Source organism: Enterobacter sp. SECR19-1250 (assembly GCF_013391025.1).
Classification (GTDB): Bacteria; Pseudomonadota; Gammaproteobacteria; order Enterobacterales; family Enterobacteriaceae; genus Enterobacter; species Enterobacter cloacae.
On sequence record NZ_JACASJ010000016.1, the window covers coordinates 35,989 to 59,694 of the forward strand.

Annotated in this window: 24 protein-coding genes; 6 read left to right on the forward strand and 18 right to left on the reverse strand. The window is 55.7% G+C overall.

All coding sequences use genetic code 11. The annotated features are described in order from the left end of the window. Nucleotides 1-15: 15 nt before the first annotated feature. The 4 genes from HX884_RS06580 to yceD all read right to left on the reverse strand — a co-directional run bounded on the left by HX884_RS06580 (nucleotide 16) and on the right by yceD (nucleotide 2,802). A complete protein-coding gene (locus HX884_RS06580; RefSeq protein ID WP_013097122.1) occupies nucleotides 16-969 on the reverse strand; it encodes a beta-ketoacyl-ACP synthase III in 954 nt (317 codons plus the stop codon). Between the two features lie 6 nt (nucleotides 970-975). Continuing rightward, nucleotides 976-2,010 (reverse strand): phosphate acyltransferase PlsX, encoded by a 1,035-nt coding sequence (plsX, locus tag HX884_RS06585; protein ID WP_063411321.1) that lies wholly within the window; start codon nucleotides 2,008-2,010, stop codon nucleotides 976-978. A gap of 80 nt (nucleotides 2,011-2,090) precedes the next feature. Next, a complete protein-coding gene (gene rpmF, locus HX884_RS06590; RefSeq protein ID WP_003857964.1) occupies nucleotides 2,091-2,264 on the reverse strand; it encodes a 50S ribosomal protein L32 in 174 nt (57 codons plus the stop codon). A gap of 16 nt (nucleotides 2,265-2,280) precedes the next feature. Then, nucleotides 2,281-2,802, reverse strand: a complete 522-nt coding sequence (gene yceD / locus HX884_RS06595; protein WP_013097124.1) for a 23S rRNA accumulation protein YceD — start codon at nucleotides 2,800-2,802, stop codon at nucleotides 2,281-2,283. 140 nt (nucleotides 2,803-2,942) lie between these two features. Between yceD and HX884_RS06600 the strand changes: the two genes are divergently transcribed. Beyond that, entirely contained in the window at nucleotides 2,943-3,527 is a 585-nt protein-coding gene (locus tag HX884_RS06600; protein WP_028028074.1) for a nucleoside triphosphate pyrophosphatase, read from the forward strand. An 83-nt stretch (nucleotides 3,528-3,610) separates the two neighbouring features. Here the strand turns inward: HX884_RS06600 and rluC are convergent, their stop codons facing one another. Further along, nucleotides 3,611-4,558 (reverse strand): 23S rRNA pseudouridine(955/2504/2580) synthase RluC, encoded by a 948-nt coding sequence (rluC, locus tag HX884_RS06605; RefSeq protein WP_028028073.1) that lies wholly within the window; start codon nucleotides 4,556-4,558, stop codon nucleotides 3,611-3,613. Nucleotides 4,559-5,129: 571 nt separating this feature from the next. On the opposite strand from rluC, the gene rne reads away from it, so the two are divergent. Next, a complete protein-coding gene (rne, locus tag HX884_RS06610) occupies nucleotides 5,130-8,246 on the forward strand; it encodes a ribonuclease E (protein WP_178327877.1) in 3,117 nt (1,038 codons plus the stop codon). A 40-nt stretch (nucleotides 8,247-8,286) separates the two neighbouring features. Here rne and HX884_RS06615 read toward each other — a convergent pair whose 3' ends face one another. Beyond that, nucleotides 8,287-9,189, reverse strand: coding sequence for a LysR family transcriptional regulator (locus tag HX884_RS06615; RefSeq protein WP_248031418.1), 903 nt, complete (start codon nucleotides 9,187-9,189; stop codon nucleotides 8,287-8,289). A 145-nt stretch (nucleotides 9,190-9,334) separates the two neighbouring features. Between HX884_RS06615 and HX884_RS06620 the strand changes: the two genes are divergently transcribed. Beyond that, nucleotides 9,335-10,549: an MFS transporter gene (locus tag HX884_RS06620; RefSeq protein WP_178327878.1), complete on the forward strand. Its 1,215-nt coding sequence runs from the start codon at nucleotides 9,335-9,337 to the stop codon at nucleotides 10,547-10,549. A gap of 76 nt (nucleotides 10,550-10,625) precedes the next feature. Here HX884_RS06620 and flgL read toward each other — a convergent pair whose 3' ends face one another. The 11 genes from flgL to flgB all read right to left on the reverse strand — a co-directional run bounded on the left by flgL (nucleotide 10,626) and on the right by flgB (nucleotide 20,477). Beyond that, nucleotides 10,626-11,579: a flagellar hook-associated protein FlgL gene (flgL, locus tag HX884_RS06625; protein ID WP_178327879.1), complete on the reverse strand. Its 954-nt coding sequence runs from the start codon at nucleotides 11,577-11,579 to the stop codon at nucleotides 10,626-10,628. Between the two features lie 14 nt (nucleotides 11,580-11,593). Further along, complete coding sequence (gene flgK / locus HX884_RS06630) at nucleotides 11,594-13,231, reverse strand: flagellar hook-associated protein FlgK (RefSeq protein ID WP_062934265.1); 1,638 nt, start codon at nucleotides 13,229-13,231, stop codon at nucleotides 11,594-11,596. A 75-nt stretch (nucleotides 13,232-13,306) separates the two neighbouring features. Next, the gene (flgJ, locus tag HX884_RS06635; protein WP_178327880.1) at nucleotides 13,307-14,260 is read right to left on the reverse strand and encodes a flagellar assembly peptidoglycan hydrolase FlgJ; all 954 of its coding nucleotides are present in this window, start codon (nucleotides 14,258-14,260) and stop codon (nucleotides 13,307-13,309) included. Beyond that, nucleotides 14,260-15,357: a flagellar basal body P-ring protein FlgI gene (locus tag HX884_RS06640; protein WP_013097134.1), complete on the reverse strand. Its 1,098-nt coding sequence runs from the start codon at nucleotides 15,355-15,357 to the stop codon at nucleotides 14,260-14,262. The genes flgJ and HX884_RS06640 overlap by 1 nt, the downstream gene beginning before the upstream one ends. 12 nt (nucleotides 15,358-15,369) lie before the next feature. After that, nucleotides 15,370-16,068, reverse strand: a complete 699-nt coding sequence (gene flgH, locus HX884_RS06645; RefSeq protein WP_003857987.1) for a flagellar basal body L-ring protein FlgH — start codon at nucleotides 16,066-16,068, stop codon at nucleotides 15,370-15,372. A 57-nt stretch (nucleotides 16,069-16,125) separates the two neighbouring features. Next, nucleotides 16,126-16,908, reverse strand: coding sequence for a flagellar basal-body rod protein FlgG (gene flgG, locus HX884_RS06650; RefSeq protein WP_008500810.1), 783 nt, complete (start codon nucleotides 16,906-16,908; stop codon nucleotides 16,126-16,128). An 11-nt stretch (nucleotides 16,909-16,919) separates the two neighbouring features. Beyond that, nucleotides 16,920-17,675 carry a flagellar basal body rod protein FlgF gene (locus tag HX884_RS06655; protein ID WP_013097135.1) on the reverse strand — a complete coding sequence of 252 codons (756 nt, stop codon included), beginning with the start codon at nucleotides 17,673-17,675 and terminating at the stop codon, nucleotides 16,920-16,922. Between the two features lie 20 nt (nucleotides 17,676-17,695). Then, a complete protein-coding gene (flgE, locus tag HX884_RS06660) occupies nucleotides 17,696-18,904 on the reverse strand; it encodes a flagellar hook protein FlgE (RefSeq protein WP_178327881.1) in 1,209 nt (402 codons plus the stop codon). 26 nt (nucleotides 18,905-18,930) lie between these two features. Next, the gene (flgD, locus tag HX884_RS06665) at nucleotides 18,931-19,641 is read right to left on the reverse strand and encodes a flagellar hook assembly protein FlgD (RefSeq protein ID WP_178327882.1); all 711 of its coding nucleotides are present in this window, start codon (nucleotides 19,639-19,641) and stop codon (nucleotides 18,931-18,933) included. Nucleotides 19,642-19,652: 11 nt separating this feature from the next. Then, the gene (gene flgC / locus HX884_RS06670) at nucleotides 19,653-20,057 is read right to left on the reverse strand and encodes a flagellar basal body rod protein FlgC (RefSeq protein ID WP_013097138.1); all 405 of its coding nucleotides are present in this window, start codon (nucleotides 20,055-20,057) and stop codon (nucleotides 19,653-19,655) included. Then, the gene (flgB, locus tag HX884_RS06675; protein WP_013097139.1) at nucleotides 20,058-20,477 is read right to left on the reverse strand and encodes a flagellar basal body rod protein FlgB; all 420 of its coding nucleotides are present in this window, start codon (nucleotides 20,475-20,477) and stop codon (nucleotides 20,058-20,060) included. A gap of 157 nt (nucleotides 20,478-20,634) precedes the next feature. Between flgB and flgA the strand changes: the two genes are divergently transcribed. The 3 genes from flgA (at nucleotide 20,635) to flgN (ending at nucleotide 22,108) form a co-directional block, all read left to right on the forward strand. Continuing rightward, a complete protein-coding gene (flgA, locus tag HX884_RS06680; RefSeq protein WP_013097140.1) occupies nucleotides 20,635-21,291 on the forward strand; it encodes a flagellar basal body P-ring formation chaperone FlgA in 657 nt (218 codons plus the stop codon). Nucleotides 21,292-21,384: 93 nt separating this feature from the next. Continuing rightward, nucleotides 21,385-21,678, forward strand: coding sequence for a flagellar biosynthesis anti-sigma factor FlgM (flgM, locus tag HX884_RS06685; RefSeq protein WP_013097141.1), 294 nt, complete (start codon nucleotides 21,385-21,387; stop codon nucleotides 21,676-21,678). 4 nt (nucleotides 21,679-21,682) lie between these two features. Beyond that, the gene (gene flgN, locus HX884_RS06690) at nucleotides 21,683-22,108 is read left to right on the forward strand and encodes a flagella biosynthesis chaperone FlgN (protein WP_028027944.1); all 426 of its coding nucleotides are present in this window, start codon (nucleotides 21,683-21,685) and stop codon (nucleotides 22,106-22,108) included. A gap of 59 nt (nucleotides 22,109-22,167) precedes the next feature. Here the strand turns inward: flgN and murJ are convergent, their stop codons facing one another. Beyond that, nucleotides 22,168-23,703: a murein biosynthesis integral membrane protein MurJ gene (gene murJ / locus HX884_RS06695; RefSeq protein ID WP_023620179.1), complete on the reverse strand. Its 1,536-nt coding sequence runs from the start codon at nucleotides 23,701-23,703 to the stop codon at nucleotides 22,168-22,170. Nucleotides 23,704-23,706: the final 3 nt, after the last annotated feature.

Sequence of the window (23,706 nt, forward strand, 5' to 3'; positions counted from 1 at the left end):
CTTTTAATCCTTATCCTAGAAACGAACCAGCGCGGAACCCCAGGTGAACCCGCCACCGAAGGCTTCAAGCAAGACCAACTGGCCCCGTTTGATTCGTCCGTCACGTACCGCTTCATCAAAGGCGCACGGTACTGACGCCGCAGAGGTATTGCCGTGGCGATCGAGCGTCACCACAACGTTATCCATCGACATGCCCAGCTTTTTCGCGGTTGCACTGATAATACGCAGGTTCGCCTGATGCGGCACCAGCCAGTCGAGTGCGGTGCGCTCAAGGCCATTCGCCTCCAGCGTTTCATCAACAATGTGGGCCAGTTCCGTCACCGCGACCTTAAACACTTCGTTACCTGCCATGGTCAGGTAGATAGAGCTGTCCGGATTCACACGGTCGGCATTAGGCAGCGTTAACAGTTCGCCATAGCTACCGTCAGCATGCAGATGCGTGGAGATGATGCCCGGCTCTTCAGACTGACCCAGCAGTACGGCACCCGCACCATCGCCAAAAATAATGATCGTTCCGCGATCGGTTGGATCGCAGGTACGCGCCAGCACGTCAGCACCGATCACCAGCGCATACTTCACCGCGCCGGATTTTACATACTGATCGGCAACGCTCAATGCATAGGTGAAACCTGCGCAGGCTGCGGCAACGTCAAACGCCGGGCAGCCTTTAATACCGAGCATATTCTGCACCTGGCACGCTGCGCTTGGGAAAGCATGCGTGGCCGATGTTGTGGCAACCACGATCAAACCAATCTGATCTTTATCGATGCCCGCCATCTCGATAGCACGCTGTGCGGCTTCATAACCCATGGTGGACACGGTTTCGTCTGGCGCGGCGATACGACGTTCACGGATACCTGTGCGCGTGACAATCCACTCGTCAGACGTATCTACCATTTTTTCCAGATCGGCGTTGGTTCGCACTTGTGTTGGCAGATAGCTGCCGGTACCAATAATCTTCGTATACATGTACGCTCAGTCACTTTTAGCTAATACAGATTCCAGGCGAGCGGCAATCCGCTGAGGGACTTGTCGCTGCACCGCCTGCACTGCCTGTTCAATGGCGACAGTAAATGCTCGCTGATTGGCGGCACCGTGACTCTTGATCACAATGCCGCGCAATCCTAACAGACAGGCGCCATTATACTGGTCGGGGTTGAGGTGACTGAATCGCCGCGTCAGGCTTTTTTGTAACCAACGCTTTAATAAAATCAGCCACCAGGCGCTTTTTTTACCTTCTCCCTGCGATTTGAGGAGAGAAAGGAACATTCGCACAACCCCTTCCATGGTCTTCAACGTCACGTTTCCAGTGAAGCCATCACACACCAGAACATCCGTTTTCCCCGTCAGCAACTCATTGGCTTCGAGATAACCAATATAGTTGATGGAGGGAACCTGTTTAAGCAATTCGGCAGCCTCACGAATGCTGTCCAGGCCTTTGGTCTCTTCTTCACCTATGTTCAGTAACGCAACACGGGGAGTGTTGATCCCGACCACTTCTTCTGCCAGCACCGACCCCATCACGGCAAACTGAGCCAGCATTGTACTATCACAATCGACGTTAGCGCCCAGATCGAGCACCACCGTTTTGCCCTTTTGCTGATGCGGGAGTACCGTCACCAGCGCCGGACGCTCAATGCCCTCAATAGGCTTGAGCAGTAATTTCGACAGCCCCATCAGCGCGCCGGTATTCCCCGCGCTGACGCAGGCCTGCGCACGTCCTTCTTTTACCAGCTCCAGCGCCATTCGCATAGAGCTGCCACGGCTATTGCGAATCGCCTGCGATGGCCGGGCATCACTGGCAATAACTGACTGCGCAGGAATAATCTGCAGACGTGAACGTTGTTCGAAGTCAGCTTTTGCAAGTAATGGCGTGATTGTGTCGGGATTGCCGACTAAAAGAAGTGTGAGTTGCGAATTAGAATTCAGTGCCTGCAATGCTGCAGGCACTGTCACGGAAGGCCCAAAATCTCCTCCCATGACATCTAACGCCAGGGTTAGACGTGTCAAGGTATCGTCGCAGCCTGGTTCGGTAAATTCCCCGTTTGCACGGGGAGTTCCTCACTAAGCCTAATCACGCAAACGCGTGATTACTTAGTGATAACCTTGCGGCCGCGGTAGAAACCGTCAGCAGTGATGTGGTGACGCAGGTGTTTCTCACCAGAAGTCTTGTCTACAGACAGGCTGGTAACTGCAGTCAGCGCGTCATGGGAACGACGCATGCCACGTTTGGAACGGGTTGGTTTATTCTGTTGTACGGCCATGGACCTTACTCCTCAATTACTTACGCTTTAAGCTGGCTAATACGGCAAATGGGTTTGGTTTTTGCGCTTCATCAGGCAGTTCCCCAAAGACCATGTCCGCCTCGGACACTTCACAGTGTTCAGAATCATGCACCGGAACCACTGGCAAGGTGAGGATGATTTCATCTTCAACCAGAGCCAGAAGATCGATTTCACCGAATTCGTTAACCTCAATCGGCTCATACGCTTCCGGGAGTGCCTCAGCCTGTTCGTCAGAACGAACCGGACTGAAACAATACGTTGTGTGAACGTGCTGTGTGAACGGTTTCCCGCAACGCTGACATTCGAGCGTTACCGTCACCTTTGCATCACCGGTTAAAACGGCAAGGCGCTGGTTATCGATAGCGAACGACATGGAGCATTCCACATCACTGTCCACACTGACTACGGATTCGGCAATACGCTCAGCCTGATCGGAAGTATAGATACCTTCGTAATCGAGGCGTTTTTGAGCCGTACGAACCGGATCAAGAGTCAGGGGTAATTTTACCTTTTGCATAGGGCGCGCATATTAACTTTGTAACGTCATATAGTCAAAGAAAAAGGCAACCAGGGCTGCCATTTGCCAATTATTCGCACACATTGCGGCCTGTAGTTTAAAATGGCTGGCATCGATACGCTATATCTGGTGATAAAAATATGCCAAATCTCGTTCTCGCTTCCACTTCTCCCTACCGCCGAATGTTGCTGGAAAAGCTCGGGATCCCGTTTGTGTGTGCCGCGCCGGACGTTGACGAGACGCCACAACCTGGCGAGTCGCCGCGTCATTTAGTAACGCGTCTGGCGAAAGAGAAAGCACAATCGCTTGCCGCACAATACCCTTCGCATTTGATTATAGGCTCCGATCAGGTTTGCGTGCTGGATGGTGTCATCACCGGTAAGCCACACACCGAAGAGAATGCCTGTAAACAGCTTATGCAGGCGCGCGGCAATATTGTTACCTTTTATACCGGCCTCGCGCTCTACAACTCCGCCGTGGGCCACCTGCAGACCGAATGCGAACCGTTTGATGTTCACTTCCGACACCTGAGCGAGCAAGAAATCACTGATTATGTGCGTCGTGAACGGCCTCTCAACTGCGCCGGCAGTTTTAAAAGTGAAGGTCTTGGGATTGCGCTCTTCGAAAAGCTGGAGGGGCGTGATCCGAACACGCTGGTGGGCTTACCGCTGATTGCGCTGTGCCAGATGTTAAGACGCGAAGCGTGTAATCCGCTGACGGCGTGACTTTTTGCGGCCTGATGCCCTCACCCACAGGGAGAGGGTGCAAACATTAAAAACGGCAACTCCGTTGCCGTTTAACTTTTACCTTAGCCGCGCAGAACTTTCAGGCAGCGTTTCAACTGCTCATCCAGCGGCGCTTCAATACGTATAGTCTCGCCGGTATTTGGATGGGTAAACTTCAGCGCTGCCGCATGCAGGAACAGACGCGACAGCCCCGTCCCCGCCAGTTGCTTATCAAATTCCCTGTCGCCATAGCGATCGTCAAACGCAATCGGATGGCCCGCAAACTGGGTATGCACGCGAATCTGGTGGGTTCGGCCCGTCACCGGGCTACAGCGCACCAGGGTGGCAAACTCATAGCGCTCTTCTACTTTGAAGCGCGTCTCAGACGGTTTACCTTCCTGGCTGACACGAACGATTCGCTCACCGCTTTGCAAAATATTTTTCAGCAGTGGGGCCTGCACCACTTTCACGTGGGACTGCCACTGACCGCGCACCAGCGCCAGATAATCTTTCTGCATCCCTTTTTCGCGCAGCTGCTCGTGCAACGAGCGCAGGGCTGAACGTTTTTTGGCGACCAGCAGCACGCCAGAGGTGTCACGATCGAGACGGTGAACCAGTTCGAGGAAACGGGCTTCCGGGCGCAGCGCGCGCAGCCCTTCAATCACGCCGAAGCTGAGACCGCTGCCGCCGTGTACCGCCGTGCCCGACGGTTTATTCAGCACCAGGATATGATCATCTTCATACAGGATCACATCACTCAGGGCGGCCACCTTCTGCAGCTTAGGCGACACGACCTCTTCTTCACGTTCGGCAACTCGCACCGGCGGAATACGCACTTCGTCACCGGCTTCGAGCTTATACTCAGGCTTCACGCGTTTTTTGTTAACCCGCACCTCGCCCTTACGCAGGATGCGGTAAATCATGCTTTTTGGTACCCCTTTCAGCTGGGTGCGCAAAAAGTTATCGATACGTTGCCCCGCTTCATCATCGGCGATAGCAACCATTTTTACGGCTGGAGTCTCTGTTTTCATGGTTGGCGATTCTAAATATCGTCAGGCATTAGCGCCACTCATTTTTCTATGCTTATATTTACTTTTATCCGGCCTGCCCCGGTTTCGCGCAATCGATTTGGTGGTTATTAAACCAATCACCATCCTGAAGTGAAGAAACTGTGAGTAACCGGGTGATAATTGGTAAAAGTCATCTTGCTATAACCCGGCGAGCAGTGGAATAATGAAGCCGTTTTCCGCGTTAAATCCGGGTTTTGTAAGGATGTCGACGGAATGACCAATTTTGTCTGACCGATCATCCACGCAGCAATGGCGTAAGACGTATTGATCTTTCAGGCAGTTAGCGGGCTGCGGGTTGCAGTACTTCCCGGTATAAGGATTGTTCTCTGGAGAGTTCTACCCAGGCAATTCCCCTGATAATTGCGCTGTGTTTCCGTATGAAACACAGGCAACCGACACTCTGCGCCTCTTAAGCGAGCGACAACCGTGAGGTTGGCGACGTGAATAGACACGAGGCCATCGGTTCATACCCCGGAAAGCGTCACCTTGCCCGCAGCTTTGTCGTCAATGTAAGAATAACGAGTAAGTTACGATGAAAAGAATGTTAATCAACGCAACTCAGCAAGAAGAGTTGCGTGTCGCCCTTGTGGATGGGCAGCGCCTGTACGATCTGGATATCGAAAGTCCTGGACACGAACAGAAAAAAGCGAACATTTACAAAGGTAAAATCACCCGCATTGAACCAAGCCTTGAGGCTGCATTTGTCGATTACGGTGCTGAGCGTCATGGTTTCCTCCCTCTGAAAGAAATCGCCCGCGAATATTTCCCTGCTAACTACAACGCTCATGGCCGTCCGAATATCAAAGATGTTCTGCATGAAGGTCAGGAAGTGATTGTTCAGATTGATAAAGAAGAGCGCGGCAACAAAGGTGCCGCACTGACAACCTTTATCAGCCTGGCAGGAAGTTATCTGGTGCTGATGCCAAACAACCCGCGTGCGGGTGGTATCTCTCGACGTATCGAAGGCGATGACCGTACCGAACTGAAAGAAGCGCTGGCCAGTCTTGAACTGCCGGATGGCATGGGTCTTATCGTGCGTACCGCCGGTGTGGGCAAATCTGCCGAAGCGCTGCAGTGGGACTTAAGCTTCCGTCTGAAGCACTGGGAAGCTATCCAGAAAGCAGCAGAAAGCCGCCCTGCTCCGTTCCTGATCCACCAGGAAAGTAACGTTATTGTACGTGCCTTCCGCGATTATCTGCGTCAGGATATCGGTGAAATTCTCATCGACAATCCGAAAGTGCTTGAGCTGGCTCGCCAGCACATCGCCGCACTGGGTCGTCCGGACTTCACCAGCAAAATCAAACTGTACACCGGTGAAATCCCGCTGTTCAGCCACTATCAGATTGAATCCCAGATTGAGTCCGCCTTCCAGCGTGAAGTGCGTCTGCCATCCGGCGGTTCTATCGTTATCGATACCACAGAAGCGCTGACCGCTATCGACATCAACTCCGCACGTGCGACGCGCGGCGGCGATATCGAAGAGACCGCCTTCAACACCAACCTTGAAGCCGCTGATGAAATCGCCCGCCAGCTCCGCCTGCGCGACCTGGGTGGTCTGATTGTTATCGACTTTATCGACATGACCCCTGTTCGTCACCAGCGTGCAGTTGAAAACCGTCTGCGCGAAGCGGTGCGCCAGGATCGTGCGCGTATCCAGATTAGCCATATTTCACGCTTCGGCCTGCTGGAGATGTCCCGCCAGCGCCTGAGCCCGTCTCTGGGCGAATCCAGCCATCACGTTTGCCCCCGCTGCTCCGGTACCGGGACCGTTCGTGATAACGAATCTCTGTCTCTCTCTATTCTGCGTCTGATTGAAGAAGAAGCGCTGAAAGAGAACACCAAAGAGGTTCACGCCATTGTTCCGGTGCCAATTGCCTCCTACCTGCTGAACGAAAAACGTGCCGCGGTGAGTGCCATTGAAGCGCGCCAGGGCGGCGTTCGCTGCATCATCGTGCCAAACGACCAGATGGAAACGCCGCACTATCACGTGCTGCGTGTCCGTAAAGGCGAAGAGACCAGCACGCTCAGCTACCTGCTGCCGAAGCTGCATGAAGAAGAGATGGCGCTGCCATCTGATGAAGAGCCAGCCGAGCGTAAACTGCCAGAGCAGCCTGCGTTAGCGACCTTCATCATGCCGGAAGCTCCGCCAGAAAGTGCCCTGGAAAAACCAGCGGCTAAACCTGCGGCACAAAAACCGGCAGTGGCGGCAAAAGCCGAGCCAGCACAACCGGGTCTGCTGAGCCGTTTCTTTGGCGCGCTGAAGAAAATGTTCGCAGGTGAAGAAGTTCAGCCAGAGCAGCCGAAAGAAGAACCTAAAGCGGCTAAACCTGAGCGTCAGCAGGACCGTCGTAAGCGTCAGAACAACCGCCGCGATCGTAATGACCGCAGCGACCGTAACGAGCGTCGTGACAACCGTTCGGACAACAATGAAGGCCGTGAGCAACGCGAAGACAACCGTCGCAACCGTCGCGAGAAACAACAGCAGAACGTTGAAGATCGTGAAATTCGCCAGCAGGCGGGCGATGAGTCCGAGAAGAGCAAACAGCGCGACGAGCAGCAGCCTCGCCGTGAGCGTAACCGTCGCCGTAACGACGAAAAACGCCAGGCGCAGCAGGACGTTAAAAACCTGAATCGCGAAGAGCCTGCTGAGCAGCAGGAGACCGAGCAGGAAGAACGTACTCAGGTTATGCCACGTCGTAAGCAGCGCCAGCTGACTCAGAAAGTGCGCGTCGGTGCTGTTCAGGCAGAAGAAACCGCAGCTGTCGCAGCCGAAGTGACAGAAACCACAACGGGCACGCAGGTTGCGAAAGTTGACCTCCCGGCCGTCGTGGAAAATCAGATAGAGCAGGATGAAAACGGTGAAAACCGTGACAACGCGGGTATGCCGCGTCGCTCGCGCCGTTCTCCGCGTCATCTGCGCGTGAGCGGTCAGCGTCGTCGTCGCTACCGTGACGAGCGTTACCCAACGCAGTCCCCAATGCCAATGACCGTGGCGTGCGCGTCACCTGAAATGGCATCCGGTAAAGTCTGGATCCGCTACCCTGTTGCTCGCCCGGAACAGGCTGTTGAAGAACAGGCAGTGACCGAAGAGGTGATTGCACCAGCACCAGCACCAGCAGCAGCGGCAGCGGCAGAAGAGGTTGTAACGGCAGCGGCAACCGTGGTTGAACCACAGGTTGTTGAAACTGAAGCACCTCACGCTGTGGACGTCGAAACCACCCATCCAGAAGTGATTGCCGCCCCGGTTGATGCCGCGCCGCAGCTTATTGCCGAAGAAGATGCCGTGGTGGCTGAAGAAGTCGCTGAAGAGGCTGAACCTGTAGCCGCAGTGGAAGAAACCGCTGAAACTATCGTTGAAACCACGACCGAAGAGGTTGTGCAGGACGTTGAGATTCAGGTTGAACCTGTTGTTGAAGAAGCGAAAGCGCCGGAAGTTAAACCCGAGCCGGTGAAGGTTGCCGTCGCGCCTGCGCACGTTGCCACAGCACCGATGACTCGCGCCCCTGCGCCTGAGTATGTGCCTGAAGCACCGCGTCACAGCGACTGGGTTCGCCCGGAGTTCAACTTCGAAGGTAAAGGTGCTGCCGGTGGTCACAATGCTACGCACAAGGCTACTGCACCAGCAACCCGTCCGCAGTCAGTTGAATAACGCACGCTAAGTGTGAAAGCCGACCTTCGGGTCGGCTTTTTTATGGCTGCTGTAGCGGCTTTCTCATTCCTGTGACCTCCGGCATGATCTGCCGCATCAACTCCAGAAAACGCCGCAAGCGCGCCGGATAGTAACGGGACCAGGGGTAAACCAGATGCACCGGTAACGCCGCCGGCTGCCACTCGGGCAGTAAATGCACCAGCCGCCCTTCCCGAATATCGTCCTGCACTGTCCAGCTTGATACCACCGCCACACCAAGCCCGGTGATAGCCGTATTGCGTGCGACATACAGACTGTCGGTACTGAGGCGGGGAGTAATCGCCACGCGCGCGGTGGCTGGCGAGGCATCGTGAAAAAGCTCCACATGGCGCTGGTAGAAAGAGCTGATGGCTATCCAGGGAAGCTGCTGCAAATCTTCCGGGGTGTTAACCGCTGGAAAACGGGCCAGCAATGCCGGAGAAGCCACCACTGAGCGCGGCACCTCAGCCAGCAGCACGGACACGGTCGCCGGGTCAACCTCCATGCCCACCCGAATCGCACAGTCAAGGTTGTCGCCGAGAAAGTCAGCCGACCGGTCGTTGAGCATCCACTCAATAGAAAGCTGCGGATAACGCTGCAGAAATTCGGTTAACGGTTTCAGGAGCTGATCCTGACCAAACGCGTGCGGGGCGCGTACCCGCAGGACGCCTACCGGTTCGTCTTCTGTCTGCCCTACCTCATCTTCCAGTGCCAGCCAGCTGTCAATCACCCGACGGGCGTGCTGATAGCAGCGCTCGCCGTCATCCGTCAGACGCGTCGTGTGAGTAGTGCGCAATATCAGGCGCACGCCGAGCATCGTCTCAAGCGACTGCAACCGTCGGCTCACCGTGGCCTGGGTGGTTGCCAGCTGCCGTGCCGCCGCAGAGAGGGACCCGGCCTCAACAATACGAACAAACGTACGCATTAACTCCACCCTGTCTATACGTTCAACTCTTTTCATCATCTTTTTGCCTATACGCTAAACGTATAAGCGTTTTACCACCAGGCCCGCTACCGCTGCAAGGCGTGCTGATAAAAAATAGCCACACACGATGAATGAGGAACATCTTATGAACACAACATCCGCCGCCCATGCCGTAAGCCGCTGGGTCATCTTAATGCTGGCGCTCGGTGCGGGCTTCAGTGTGGCATCCATCTATTATGCCCAGCCTCTGCTACCACTGATGGGCGCTGACCTGCACCTGAGTATCGAAGGAATGGGCATGGTCCCGACGCTTACCCAGGCAGGATATGCTCTGGGGATCCTGTTCCTGCTGCCGCTCGGCGACCGCCACGACCGCAGAACACTGATCCTGATAAAAAGTGCAGCCCTGGCGCTATTTCTGCTTGGCTGTAGCCTGACCGGACAGATCCACTCCCTGCTGCTGGCAAGTCTGCTTATCGGCATGGCCGCCACCATGGCGCAGGATATCGTCCCTGCCGCGGCAATCCTTGCACCGGAAGGCAAACAGGGGAAAACCGTCGGTACGGTGATGACCGGCCTGTTGCTGGGTATTCTGCTCTCCCGAACCGTCAGCGGCGTGGTAGGTGAGACTTTTGGCTGGCGCGTCATGTACCAGCTGGCTGCCGCGAGCATTGCGTTTATCGGCGTTGTGATGTGGGCCGTACTCCCGCGGTTTGCCATCCACTCCACCCTGAGCTATCCGGCGCTGCTGCGTTCTATGGAACACCTGTGGCATCGTTATCCGGCTCTGCGCCGCGCGGCGCTGGCTCAGGGTTTTCTGTCGATTGCCTTTAGCGCCTTCTGGTCCACGCTGGCGGTGATGCTGCTGGAACGTTATCACTTAGGAAGTGCGGTCGCGGGGGGATTTGGTATTGCAGGTGCTGCAGGTGCGTTAGCCGCCCCGCTGGCGGGAGGTCTGGCCGATAAGCTGGGTGCCGGAAAAGTCACGCAGCTCGGTGCGCTTCTCGTGACCGTCTCATTTGCCCTGATGTTCCTGATGCCCGCGCTGGGCCTTCATGGACAGCTCATCCTGATTGCCCTCTCCGCCGTCGGGTTCGATCTGGGTCTGCAGTCAAGCCTGGTGGCGCATCAGAATCTGGTGTATAGCCTTGAGCCGCAGGCCCGTGGACGCCTGAACGCCCTGCTCTTTACGGTAATCTTTATCGGCATGGCACTGGGCTCTGCGCTGGGCAGTAATATCTATACGCTGGCGGGATGGACCGGAGTGGTCGCGCTTGCGACGGTATGCGGCGTCATTGCGCTGGTCATTCGCCTGATTGAGAGCGCTCGCGTCAGCTCCGTGCAGGCAGACATCGCCTAAAAAAAATGCCCAATCCAGACGGATTGGGCAGTCAAAACATGCCCAGTTTCAAGACATGTTCTAAGAGGTAAAGATGTTATTTGTTCAACTGGAACAGCGACATACCCTGCATATCGCTAAACGCTTTATAGGACGCCTGCAAGGCAGCCTGCTGCATGGTGTAAGAGGAAATCGCTTCATTCCAGTCCACATCTACAAGATCACTAATTTGCGCGGTCTGAGATAGCGCCCGGTCATTACTTAACGTGTTCAGTTTATCCAGCTCGTTAAGCTTAGTACCCAAATCAGCCCGAACAGTTAATATATTATCAAGAGTGTTACGCAGCCCCCGGTTAGCAACATCAATGGCCGCTCTCTCCTGATCGGCTTTATCTTGATCGTCACCAACAGGTGTGTTTAGCGAGGCGATTGCTTTATCTAGGATCTTGAAGAGGTTCCTTTCCTGCGTTCCCCCACCAGGCTCCGGCGTTGCATTACTGGTAAAGGTGGCAAAAACCTCTGTGCCTGTATGGCTGATCTGCATATTTCGCGAAGAATCCACCTGCTGGTTAATTGGAGTATCACCGCCTATATAATCGCCGCTGGTTTGGTCAAAAGCGACGGACTCCGTCTTATAACCAGCGAAAATGTATCGCCCATTGCCGTCCGTGCTGTTCGCAAGGTTCATCAGCTGATCGCGAATCCCTTGCAAGTCCGTCGCTAGCGATGCCCGATCGCTATCACTTAACGTCCCGTTTCCTGCATAGACAATTTTTTCCTGAGCACTTTGAATGGCAGTTGTTACTTGGGAGAGGACGCTCTCTTCAAGTAACACTTTCTGCGTTGCAAAAGTACGAGCAAGGTCAAACTGGCTGTTTTGCGCCTGAGCCTGTGACAGCACAACCGCCTGCGACGCCGCAATAGGATCGTCCGACGGACGGTTAACACGCTTACCGGTGGACATTTGCTCACCGTAGCTCAGCCACTTGCTCTGGGAATCGGTGATTCCCCGCATGTTCTGGTCGTACATCATCTGGGTGCTAATACGCATTTTTCACCTCAGCCTTAGCGAATATTGATAATTGCATCAAAAAGCGTGCTGGCAGTTTGTAACACCTGCGCATTGGCAAGGTAATACTGCTGATAGCGCTGCAGGTTGCCATACTCTTCGTCGAGGTTTACCCCAGAGATGGACTGCTGCTGCTTAGTCAGTTGCGTCGCCACATTCGCTTTCGTTTCGCTGCTGGTTTTCAGCGCGGCGGTTGAGCTGCCGACCGTACTGACAAGGGAAGCATAGGCATCGTTGAAAGTCTTATTGCCGCCAACAACCTTACTGTTTTGCAGATCGAGCAGTTTTTGGCCATTGCGGTTGTCGCTCTCGCCGCCGTTACTTGCGGATGCCATAGCCAGTTTGGACTCATCTTTGAACTTGAGCTCCATATTGACGATGACATCAGAAACAGGCTTGACGATGAAACTGTCTTTGGCGTTCGCGCTACCGGTCACGTTGACGCTCAGGCCATCAAAGGAGAGATTGCCACTTGCGTCCGGGGCCATGGTGAAGCTGGTTTTATCCGAACGGGTAATAGTCCAGTCGGTGCCGTTAAACTGCAGCTTATAATCGGTTGCCTGCACTTTGGTGCTGTCTGCCACAGTGGCCGTCATTGCGGCCGTACCGGTATTGCGACTGTTGGTTACCACGGCTGGCGAACCAAAGTCGAACAGCTTGCCACCGGCATCGCCATTGGCATCAAACCCGGCTTCATGCTGCTTATTCATCGCGTCCGCAAAGGCCAGTGCCAGCTGATTGAGGTTGTTGCGCGCTTTATCCAGATCTTCTGAGCGGAACGTAAACAAGCCCCCCAGAGAACCGGTGGTGATCATTTTCTCGGGAATTTCGACGTTGCCGGACACCTCATCGCTGTAGGCGATAGTCGTCCGGGTCGGATCGGCGCTGGATTTCACCGCAGCTAACTGGTTTGCTTTGCTCCCCTGCACCAGGCTGTAACCGTTGCCAAAGGAGACGTTATAGGTGCCACCGTCCTGAACAGCCACTTCAACACCCACAATTTGGTTCAGCTCACTCACCAGTTGATCGCGCTGATCCAGCAGATCATTTGGCGATGAACCTGCCCCTACGCCGGTAAGACGTGAAATCTGATCGTTCAGATTCGCAATCTGTTTTGCGTAGTTGTTGATCTGCTCAACGCTTGAAGCGATGGCGGTATTAACCTGAGAATCCTGATCGCGAAGATACTGGTCGTTCGTTTTAAACTGATTGACCAGACCATCCGCTTTTCCCAGCACCGTCTGTCTTGCGGCCGGGTCCTCCGCGTTGCTCACCAGCGTTTGCAGGCTTTTAAAGAAATCCTGAAGCGTCGTCGAAAGTGAGTTGGTGGAATCAGAGAGCACATCGTCAATTTTTGACATCTGCTGATAGCGCGTCGTCAGACCGCTACTCTGCGTTTGCGCGGCGCGCAGTTGGTTGGTGATGAAAGCATCATATTCACGCTGCACACCAGACACATACACCCCGTTGCCCACCCAGCCACCGCCGGTCAGCGTGCTGTTAGACGCACCCAGCACGGTCGTCTGGCGGGTGTAACCTGCCACGTTATAGCTTGAAATGTTATTACTGACGGTATTGAGTGCCGCCTGAGCAGCACTGAGGCCACTCATGGCGCTGTTAATCAAACTGGACATGGAGGTTCCTTTTATTCGTTCAGACACGAGTCCTGATGAAAGTTATCGGCAGCCTCCACCGGGACTTGAGAAATTTCAGAACAGATTTTCGATATCTGTGCTATAGGCTTTGCTGACTTTCTCGCCCATCGATTTAAGCTGCTGAATCATGCTGGTGAGCTTACGCGCATAGTTCGGATCGGTGGCATAGCCCGCATTTTGCAGGGCCTGCGCACCCTGCTCAGGCGTAGCCGCCTGCGTAACGGCGGCATAACGCGGGTTGCGGCTCAACAGGCCTACATAATCGGACAACGCTTCCAGATAAGAGCTGTAAACGCGGAATTTTGCTTTGATCTTCACCGCCGCACCGTTTTCATATTCGGTGGTGGTGATCTCCGTTGTCGGCCCCTTCCAGCTGGCATTCGCCTTCACGCCAAAGATGTTGAAGCTCGGCTCGCCGTTTTCCTTACGGATCTGGCGCTGACCCCAGCCCGATTCCAGCGCGGCCTGCGCCAGAATCAGATGATGTGGTACCCCACTCTGTTCACTGGCAAGACGGGCCGGCAGCGAAAGCTGTGCCAGGAAGTCTTTGCTGTCGCCGGAGAGCGGCTCATCGCTGCTCACCGTCGCCTTCGGTATCGCTTTACGCACCATTTGCGTCAGCGCCTGGTTCTGATAGCTGGTCACCGTTTGCAGGTCGAACTTCATCGGCACCTGCTGCGGCTCATCCTTCGTCTGGATCCCCTGCGCGGCTTCGGTCTGTTTGACTATCATGTCAGCCAGACCGAGCCCTTTACCGGCGGTCATCTGCTGCGCAATCTGTTGGTCATACATGCTGGTATACAGGCGCGTTGAATCACTGCTGAACATGCCGTCTTTAGGCAGAGTTTCACGCATGCTCTTCAGCATCATCTGTACAAACATCCCCTCCACCTGGCGGGCGACCGGGCGGATATTCGCCGCCGGGTCTTTGCCTGCCTGAGTTTTCAGTTCGTTAAGCGACTGGGCATCCCAGGCCGCGCTGGTCAACAGTTTGCTATCGGTCAGCATCAGATGATTTCCAGTTTGGCGCGCAGACAGCCCGCACTTTGCATGGATTGCAGAATAGACATCAGATCCATCGGCGTTGCCCCCAGGGCATTCAGGGCACGCACCACGCTGTTGAGGTTGGCACTGGAGCGTACGCTCTGCAGCGAGCCTCCGCTCTGACGCAAATCGATCTGGGTTTGCGGCGTTACCACCGTCTGCCCACCACCAAACGGGGTATCCGGCTGGCTGACGTTGGCGGAGCGGTTGACCGTTACCGAGAGGTTACCCTGCGCCACGGCGCAACTGTCCAGCGACACTTCACGGTTCATCACCACCGAACCGGTACGGGAGTTGATGATCACTTTGGCATCCTGAACAGGGACATTCACTTCCATGTTCTGGATATCGGCCAGCATGCGCACCTGGTTGCTGCCGCCCGTTGAGGTGCGGATCTGCACGGTACGGGCGTCCAGCGCCGTCGCACTGCCATAGCCGCGGCTGCGGTTGATGGTGTCGGCGATCTGCTGCGCCATGGTGAAATCTTCGTTGTTCAGCTGCAGGTTGATGGTATTCCCCGCGCCGAACTGGGTCGGCAGTTCACGCTCAATGATTGCACCGTTAGTGATACGCCCGCCGTTCAGCTGGTTGACCTGCACACTGCTGCCGCCTGCAGAGGCCCCCGCGCCGCCCACCAGAATGTTACCCTGCGCCAGGGCATAAACCTGGCTATCCACCCCTTTCAGCGGAGTCATCAGCAGCGTACCGCCGCGCAGGCTTTTGGCGTTACCCATGGAGGAAACCACCACATCGATGGTCTGCCCCTGACGCGCAAACGCCGGGTAGGAAGCGGTTACCATGACCGCCGCCACGTTTTTCAACTGCATGTTGGTGCCCGCCGGTACGGTGATACCGAGCTGGGACAGCATGTTGTTCAAGCTCTGGGTGGTGAATGGCGTCTGGGTGGTCTGGTCACCCGTGCCATCCAGGCCAACCACCAGACCATAGCCAATGAGGGAGTTTTCACGCACGCCCTGAACGCTGGTGAGATCGCGAATGCGGTCAGCCTGGGCAAATGTTGCCACCAGCATCAGCGCCACGGCGAAGATCGATTTAAACATGGGTCACCTCGCTTACATCGGCGATAAATTAAGGAAGAAGCGCTGCAGCCAACCCATATTTTGCGCTTCGTTGATATAGCCGTTACCGACGTATTCAATGCGCGCATCCGCCACCTGGGTGGACGGAACGGTGTTGGTGCCGCTGATGGTGCGAGGGTTAACCACACCGGAGAAGCGAATGAACTCAGTGCCCTGGTTAATGGCGATCTGTTTTTCACCCACCACATGTAAATTGCCGTTAACCAGCACCTGGTCAACCGTTACCGTCAGCGTGCCGCTGAAGGTATTGCTGGCGTTCGCGCCACCTTTACCGTTAAAGGTATTGCCGCCAGACGCCTCAACATCCGCACGTGCATTGCCGAAGAGTCCCTGCAGATAGCGCGGTACGGTATCGAAGCCAAAATTGGTTTTGCCATCGCGGCTGGCATTCGCCGACGAGCTCTTGCTCGCGCTGACGTTCTCCTGCAGCACAATGGTCAGGGTATCGCCGACGTTACGCGGGCGACGGTCTTCAAACAGCGGCTGATAACCATAGTTGATCGGCTGCGCGGTCTGGAAAATGGAGCCGTTCACCACTGGCGCAGGGCCAGGAACGGGTTGGGCGGTCGTCGCACCCTGGACCAATGGTTTAGACGGGATCCAGGCACATCCGCTAAGGGTGACGGCCAGAACAGTCAGAATCGGATAACGAAACGCCGCGTTTTTTTGCATTGCCTTCATCTTCGAAAACAGGGAGCCGGTGCGGCGTTCACCGCACCGGGCTGCACCTTAGAGTTGCGTCAGTTTCTGCAGCATCTGGTCGGTCGTCGACACTGCTTTACTGTTAATTTCATACGCGCGCTGAACCTGGATCATATTCACCAGCTCTTCCGCCACGTTCACGTTCGAGGTTTCCACATAACCCTGATACAGCAGCCCTGCCCCGTTCAGCCCCGGGGTGCTCTCATTCGGCGTACCGGAGGATTGCGTTTCGGTGTAGAGGTTCTCGCCAATGCTTTCCAGACCGGTATCGTTCATGAAGGTGGTCAGGTTGAGCTGCCCCACCTGAACAGGCGCGGCCTGTCCCTGCTGGGTGACGCTCACCACGCCGTCACGCCCGATGGTGATGCTCAGGGCATTCGCCGGGATCGTGATAGCAGGCTGAACCTGGAAACCACCGGCCGTGACCAGCTGGCCGTTCTGATCGACCTGGAACGAGCCGTCACGGGTATAGGCAGAGGTCCCGTCAGGCAACTGCACCTGGAAGAAACCCTGGCCTTTAATGGCGACGTCTTTGCTGTTGTTGGTCTGAGACAGGTTGCCCTGGCTGTGCAGACGCTCGGTGGCGACCGGACGAACACCGGTACCGATCTGCAAACCTGACGGCAGCGTGGTTTGCTCAGAGGACTGTGCACCCGGCTGACGAATGGTTTGGTAAAGCAAATCTTCGAAAACGGCACGCTGACGCTTGAAACCATTGGTGCTGACGTTTGCCAGGTTGTTGGCAATCACATCCATATTGGTTTGCTGCGCGTCCAGGCCAGTTTTCGCGATCCATAAAGAACTGATCATAGGGAGTCCTGTTAACTCATAGCCAGAAGTTGGTTAGCTTTGCCCGCGTTTTCATCAACGCTGCTGATAATTTTCATCTGCATTTCAAAACGACGGGCGCTGGCGATCATGTCGGTCATGGCTTCGACCGGCTTGACGTTGCTGCCTTCCAGAACACCGGACATCACGCGAATGGTCGGGTCGGCCTGAAGTGTGGCGCCACGGGTGGCCTGAGCCGCCTGGGTCAGACGGAACATACCGTCATCACCACGCTGCACCTCTTTGCCATCCGCTTTGACCAGCTTCAGACGCCCGACGGGCGCAACGGTATTGGCTGGGTCGCCCGGGTTCAAGGCGGAGATGGTACCGTCTGCGGCGATGGTCAGCTCTGAGCCTTCCGGCACCGTCAACGGACCCGCTTCACCCATTACCGGGTGCCCCTGAATCGTCAACTGGCCTGTGGCACTGACCTGGATATTACCGTTGCGGGTATAGCCTTCGCCGCCGTCTGCCGTTTGCACGGCCAGCCAGCCGTCCTGCTGCAGAGCAACATCCAGCGGACGGGCGGTGTAATCCATCTGCCCTGGCGTCATGTCTGCACCCGGCGTGGAGGCGGTCACCAGCGTACGCGTCGGCAGGGACAACCCTTCTACCGGCACCGCACGCAGCGCATTGAGCTGTGCGCGGAACCCCGGCGTAGAGGCGTTCGCCAGGTTGCTGGCGGTAACGGCCTGCTGATTGAGCGTCTGACTTGCCGCGCCCATCGCGGTATATATTGCGTGATCCATTGCGCTTTCCTGTTAGCCGCTTAACGCAGGTTAACCAGCGTGTTGAGGATCTGATCCTGGGTCTTGATGGTCTGCGCGTTCGACTGATAGTTACGTTGCGCGACAATCATGTTCACCAGCTCTTTACTCAGGTCGACGTTAGAGGCTTCCAGCGCACCGTTGGTCAGCGTACCGAAGTTACCGGAACCCGCGGTACCCAGCAGCGCGACGCCGGAGGACTGCGTGGCAGACCAGACGTTGTCACCTTCAGACTTCAGACCTTCGTTGTTGGCGAAGTTTGCCAGCACGATCTGGCCCAGAACCTGGGTCTGTTCGTTGGAGTAGTTACCGACCACAGTGCCGTCGTCGTTGATCTGGTAGCTCACCAGGTCGCCCGGTTTAAAACCATTCTGGCTGGTTCCAACGATGTTGTTCGCACCAGTGTTCTGCTGCATGGAGTTCGCAAAACTCATGGCGAAGGTCGCAGGCGTGGCACCAGGAATGGTCGCGGTAGTCAGGTTGATGTTGCCACCGCCGATCAGCGTACCGTTGTTGTTGAAGGTCAGCGTCGTGGCGAGAGAGGCCGTGCTGCCTGCCACGCTACCGTCCTGGGCATACACTTTCCAGGAGTTAGCCGGGGTCGCATCTTTGACGTAAAACAGGTTCATGTTGTGCGCATTACCCTGGCTGTCAAAGACGGTTACCGTACCTTTTTTGTTGTAAGTATCCGGGTTGGCCGGATCAAAGGCGGTGGTCGGTGCGGTATCGGTGGAGTTGAGGTTAATCTGCTGGGAAGCCGTGATGGTGGCCTTCGCGGCCATCAGCGTGGTCGGGATATTAATAGGCTGTGGGTTCGCACCGGTCTGAACCGTTGATGGCGTCCCGGCAACCGGATAACCGGTTAATTGCATCCCCTGCATGTTCACCAGGTTACGGTTTTCGTCCAGCTTGAACTGGCCGTTACGGCTGTAGAACACCGAGCCGTTAGCATCGACCATACGGAAGAAACCGTTCTGGCTGATGGCAACGTCCAGGCCACGACCGGTATTGGTGGTGGTGCCGTCGGTAAAGTCCTGGGTAATGGCTGCAACTTTTACGCCCAGACCCACTTTGGAACCGGCAAACATATCTGCAAATGAAGCAGAACCGGATTTAAAACCATAGGTCGCGGAGTTGGCGATGTTGTTGCCAATGACGTCCAGGTTGGTGGCCGCAGCATTCAGGCCGCTGACCGCTTGAGAAAAGGCCATGACTTACTCCTGATAAGTGTTAAGGCTTAGATAATCTGCCGAACTTCGTCGAGTGTGGTGGTACCAGAAGGACCCAAATCCAGTTTGTTGCCATCGCTACCTTTAATGACGCCCTGGACCAGCGCAAACTGCAGCGGCTGAGCCACCAGCTGGGTAGAGCCATTGCTGGCACTGATTGCCACTTTGTAAGAACCGTTTGGCGCTTTGGTGCCGTCGGCCAGGCTGCCATCCCAGGTAAAGGTATGAACGCCCGCCTTCAGTTCGCCGATATCAATCGTGCGAACCACGGCGCCGGTAGCGTCGGTGATCGTCGCGGTGACTTTGTCGGCCGCCTGCTGCAGCTCAACGCCAAACGGCGTGGTGGTGGTGGTCGTGTTGCCTTCGGTGGTGCTGGTGCCCGCCAGGATCGTGGTGCCCGGGATCATCACCCCGTGACCAATCAGGCTCGCAGCCTGCAGGGACTGGCTGTTATCAATTTGCCCGGAAACAGAGCCGAGGGTGGTATTGAGTTTCTCAATGCCGCTGACGGTACTGATCTGCGCAAGCTGCGTGGTCAGTTCGTTGTTCTGCATGGGGTTGGTGGGATCCTGGTTCTTCAGCTGTGCCACCAGCAGCGTCAGAAAGCTGCTTTGCAGATCGGAGGCGTTACTTCCCGTCAGGGAGCTGGAACCCGTCGAACTTTTGGCGCCACTGACGCCCGAGTTCGTTGGATCATTCACATTAACGGCGATGGACATGCATGTCTCCTTTACTGGCCGAGAGTGAGGGTTTTGAGCATCATGCTCTTCACGGTATTAAGCACTTCGACGTTTGCCTGGTAGCTACGTGAGGCGGACATGGAGTTCACCATCTCCCCCACCACATCCACGTTTGGCATTTTCACGTAACCGTTCGCATCCGCCAGCGGGTTGCCGGGCTCATACACCAGCTTGTCCGGTGCCTGGCTTTCCACCACGTCAGAGACTTTCACCCCGCCCGTCGCCGCGCCTGGTGCAGCATCCACCTGGAACACCACCTGCTTTGCACGATAAGGCTGTCCATCAGGTCCGGTCACGCTGTCGGCGTTCGCCAGGTTACTGGCAGCCACGTTCAGGCGCTTGGACTGCGCGGTTAACGCCGAGCCGGCGATATCGAAAATATTCAGCAAGGCCATTTATCCGTTGCCCCCCTGCAGGACGTTCATCATGCCTTTGATCTGTCCGCCGAGTACGGTCAGGCCCATCTGGTATTTCAGGCTGTTATCGGCAAACTGCGTACGCTCCCGGTCCATATCCACGGTGTTACCGTCGAGTGAAGGCTGGTCGGGAATGCGATAAAGTAAATCGGTCGTGGGCGCCGTCATCGCCTGAGCAGGAATATGGCGTGAGGAGGTCAGAGCGAGCGCGACACCGCTCCCTTCTGCACGTCCACGCTCCATCACTTTTTTAAGCTCACTGGAAAAATCAATATCGCGCGCCTGATACCCTGGCGTATCGGCGTTGGCAATATTGGCGGCTAAAATCTCCTGCCGCTGGGCGCGTAAATTGAGCGCTTCCTGCTGAAAACGTAACGCGGCGTCGAGTTTATCGAGCATGTCTCCTCCGCTGATGGCAAAATTTCAGTTCACAGCTTAAATCTCACCCCGTCACCCCTATCGACGGAATAAGCGCAAAATGCGTCGCTATTTATTCCGTTGATGCAAAACCACTGCAGGTAGAATCCTCTCAATTCGGGTAACGGTGGAATGTGCAATGCAAACGTTAAAACGCGGCCTGGTGGCTACGGCCCTGCTTTTCAGCCCCCTGGTACAGGCTGAAGTACAGGATCAACTGACGGCTTTCTTTGCTCAGCAACTGGCGGGCTTTAGCGATGAAGTCAACGTCACCGTGCGCACGCCACCTAATCTCTATCCCTCCTGTGAGCAGCCGTCGTTCAGCGTAACGGGCACCACAAAACTGTGGGGGAACGTGAACGTGCTGGCGCGCTGTCCGGGTGAAAAACGCTATTTACAGGTTGCGGTACAGGCGACGGGCAATTATGTTGTGGCCGCCGTTCCCATTGCTCGCGGCAGCATGTTGCACGCCAGCAGCGTGACTCTGAAACGCGGTCGTCTGGATCAGCTTCCGCCGCGCACCATGCTTGACATTAACCAGGCACAAGATGCCGTCAGCCTGCGTGATGTCGCGCCAGGCCAGCCGATACAGCTCTCCATGCTGCGTCAGGCATGGCGGGTTAAAGCGGGTCAGCAGGTGATGGTGGTGGCCAACGGCGATGGTTTTCAGATAAACAGTGAAGGGAAGGCATTAAACAATGCCGCGGTGGCGCAAAATGCCCGCGTCAGGATGTCCTCAGGCCAGGTGGTTAGCGGAACCGTCGATTCTGATGGGAATATTCTGATTAACCTATAATCTTTTTAAAGAAATCGCTGCGACTGCCGATAAATAATCAACTAATGATGATGTCAGGCGCCAACGCCGCGAACCCTCGATGAGGACAACACTATGAGCATTGATCGTACATCAGCCCTGAAGCCGGTAAGCGCTGTACAGCCTCGCGAAACGAATGACGCCACGCCGCAGAAAACGCGTGTGGAAAAACCGTCAACGTCCAACAGCACCAGCGTCACCCTGAGCGATGCTCAGGCAAAACTGATGCAGCCAGGCAGCAGCGATATCAATATGGAACGCGTGGAAGCGCTGAAAACGGCTATTCGTAATGGTGAGCTGAAGATGGATACCAGCAAAATTGCTGACGCCCTGATTCAGGAAGCACAGAGTTTCTTACAGAGTAACTAACCGTATGAGTCGACTGTCAGAAATACTGGATCAAATGACGGTTGTCCTGAACGACCTGAAAACGGTCATGGACGCGGAGCAACAGCACCTCTCTTCCGGTCAGATCAACGGCAGCGCGTTGCAGCGTATTACGGAAGATAAAAGTTCGCTTCTGGCGACGCTGGATTATCTGGAACAACAGCGTCGCGCTGAGCAAGATCCTAAGCGCAGTGCGAATGACGATATTGTAGAACGCTGGCAGACCATTACAGAAAAAACCCAGCATCTGCGCCATCTCAATCAGCACAACGGCTGGCTGCTGGAAGGCCAGATTGAGCGTAATCAGCAAGCGCTTGAGGTGTTAAAGCCGCATAAAGAGCCCGGGCTGTACGGTGCGGATGGTCAAACATCAACGGCACGTGTCACGGGCGGGAAAAAGATTTCGATTTGAAGCCCAGGCGACAAATCAGGCAGCGGGGAGCACCCTAAGGTGAACTCCCCTTTTGGCGTTTATGCGGTACGGCGGGCAAACTCTTTCACTTTGAAGCCCAGCACCGCGAGCGTCGCAAAGTAGGCCACAACCCCTACACCCACAACGGCCATCAGCCGCATCAGACGGTAAAGCATGGTGCCCTGCGACCATTCCGGCATGACATGCAGCATGCCAAGCAACGCCGCTGCCATAACCAGCACCGCAACGATCAGACGCACAAAGAAGCTTTTCCAGCCCGGTTGCGGCGTGAAGATATCCTGCTTACGCAACTGCCAGTACAACAGCCCGGCGTTGAGACAGGCCGCAAGACCAATAGATAAGGCCAGACCGGCGTGCTTCAGCGGGCCAATAAAGGCCAGGTTCATCAGCTGAGTCATAATCAGCGTCACAATGGCAATTTTCACCGGCGTTTTGATGTCCTGGCGCGAGTAGAACCCTGGTGCCAGCACTTTAACGACGATCAGCCCCATCAGCCCCACCGAGTAGGCAATCAGCGCCTGCTGCGTCATTGACGCGTCAAAAGCGGTGAATTTGCCGTACTGGAACAGGGAAACGGTCAGGGGCTGCGCGAGGATCCCCAGCGCCACCGCACTCGGCAGCGCCAGCAGGAAGCAGAGACGCAGCCCCCAGTCCATCAGACGGCAATATTCGTCATGGTTTCCGCTGGCAAAACTTTTCGACAGCGACGGCAGGAGAATAGTCCCCAGCGCCACCCCCAACACCCCGGAGGGAAACTCCATCAAACGGTCCGCGTAGTACATCCACGAAACGGAACCGGATTTGAGGAAAGAGGCGAAGATAGTGTTGATGATAAGCGAGATCTGGCTAACCGAAACCCCGAGAATGGCAGGCCCCATCTGCTTAATCACGCGCATCGCACCGGCGTCACGGAAATTAATTCGCGGCAGAACCAGCATGCCGATTTTCTTCAGATGCGGCAGCTGATACGCCAGTTGCAACACGCCGCCCGCCGTCACCGCCCAGGCCAGCGCCAGCACCGGCGGGTTGAAATGGGGCGCGGCGAACAGCGCAAAGCCAATCATGCTGATGTTAAGGAAGGTTGGCGCAAACGCCGGAACGGAAAAACGGTTCCAGGTATTGAGGATTGCCCCCACCAGCGAGGCCAGGGAGATCAGCAGAATATAAGGAAAGGTAATACGCAGCAGTTGAGTGGTCAGGGCAAATTTATCTGCCGAGTCCGCAAAGCCGGGTGCCGTCACCATAATCACCCAAGGCGCAGCCAGCATCCCGAGTACCGTTACGATCGCCAGGGCCAGCGTCAGGAGGCCTGAAACGTAAGCGACAAACACGCGCGTGGCGTCTTCACCCTGCTTGCTTTTATATTCCGCCAGGATAGGAACGAATGCCTGGGAAAATGCCCCCTCGGCAAAAATGCGACGCAATAAATTCGGCAATTTGAACGCGACGAAAAAGGCGTCCGTTGCCATCCCTGCACCAAATACTCTTGCCACAATCGCATCGCGCGCAAAACCCAGCACGCGGGAAAACATGGTCATCGAGCTGACTGCCGCCAGCGATTTTAATAAGTTCATTAA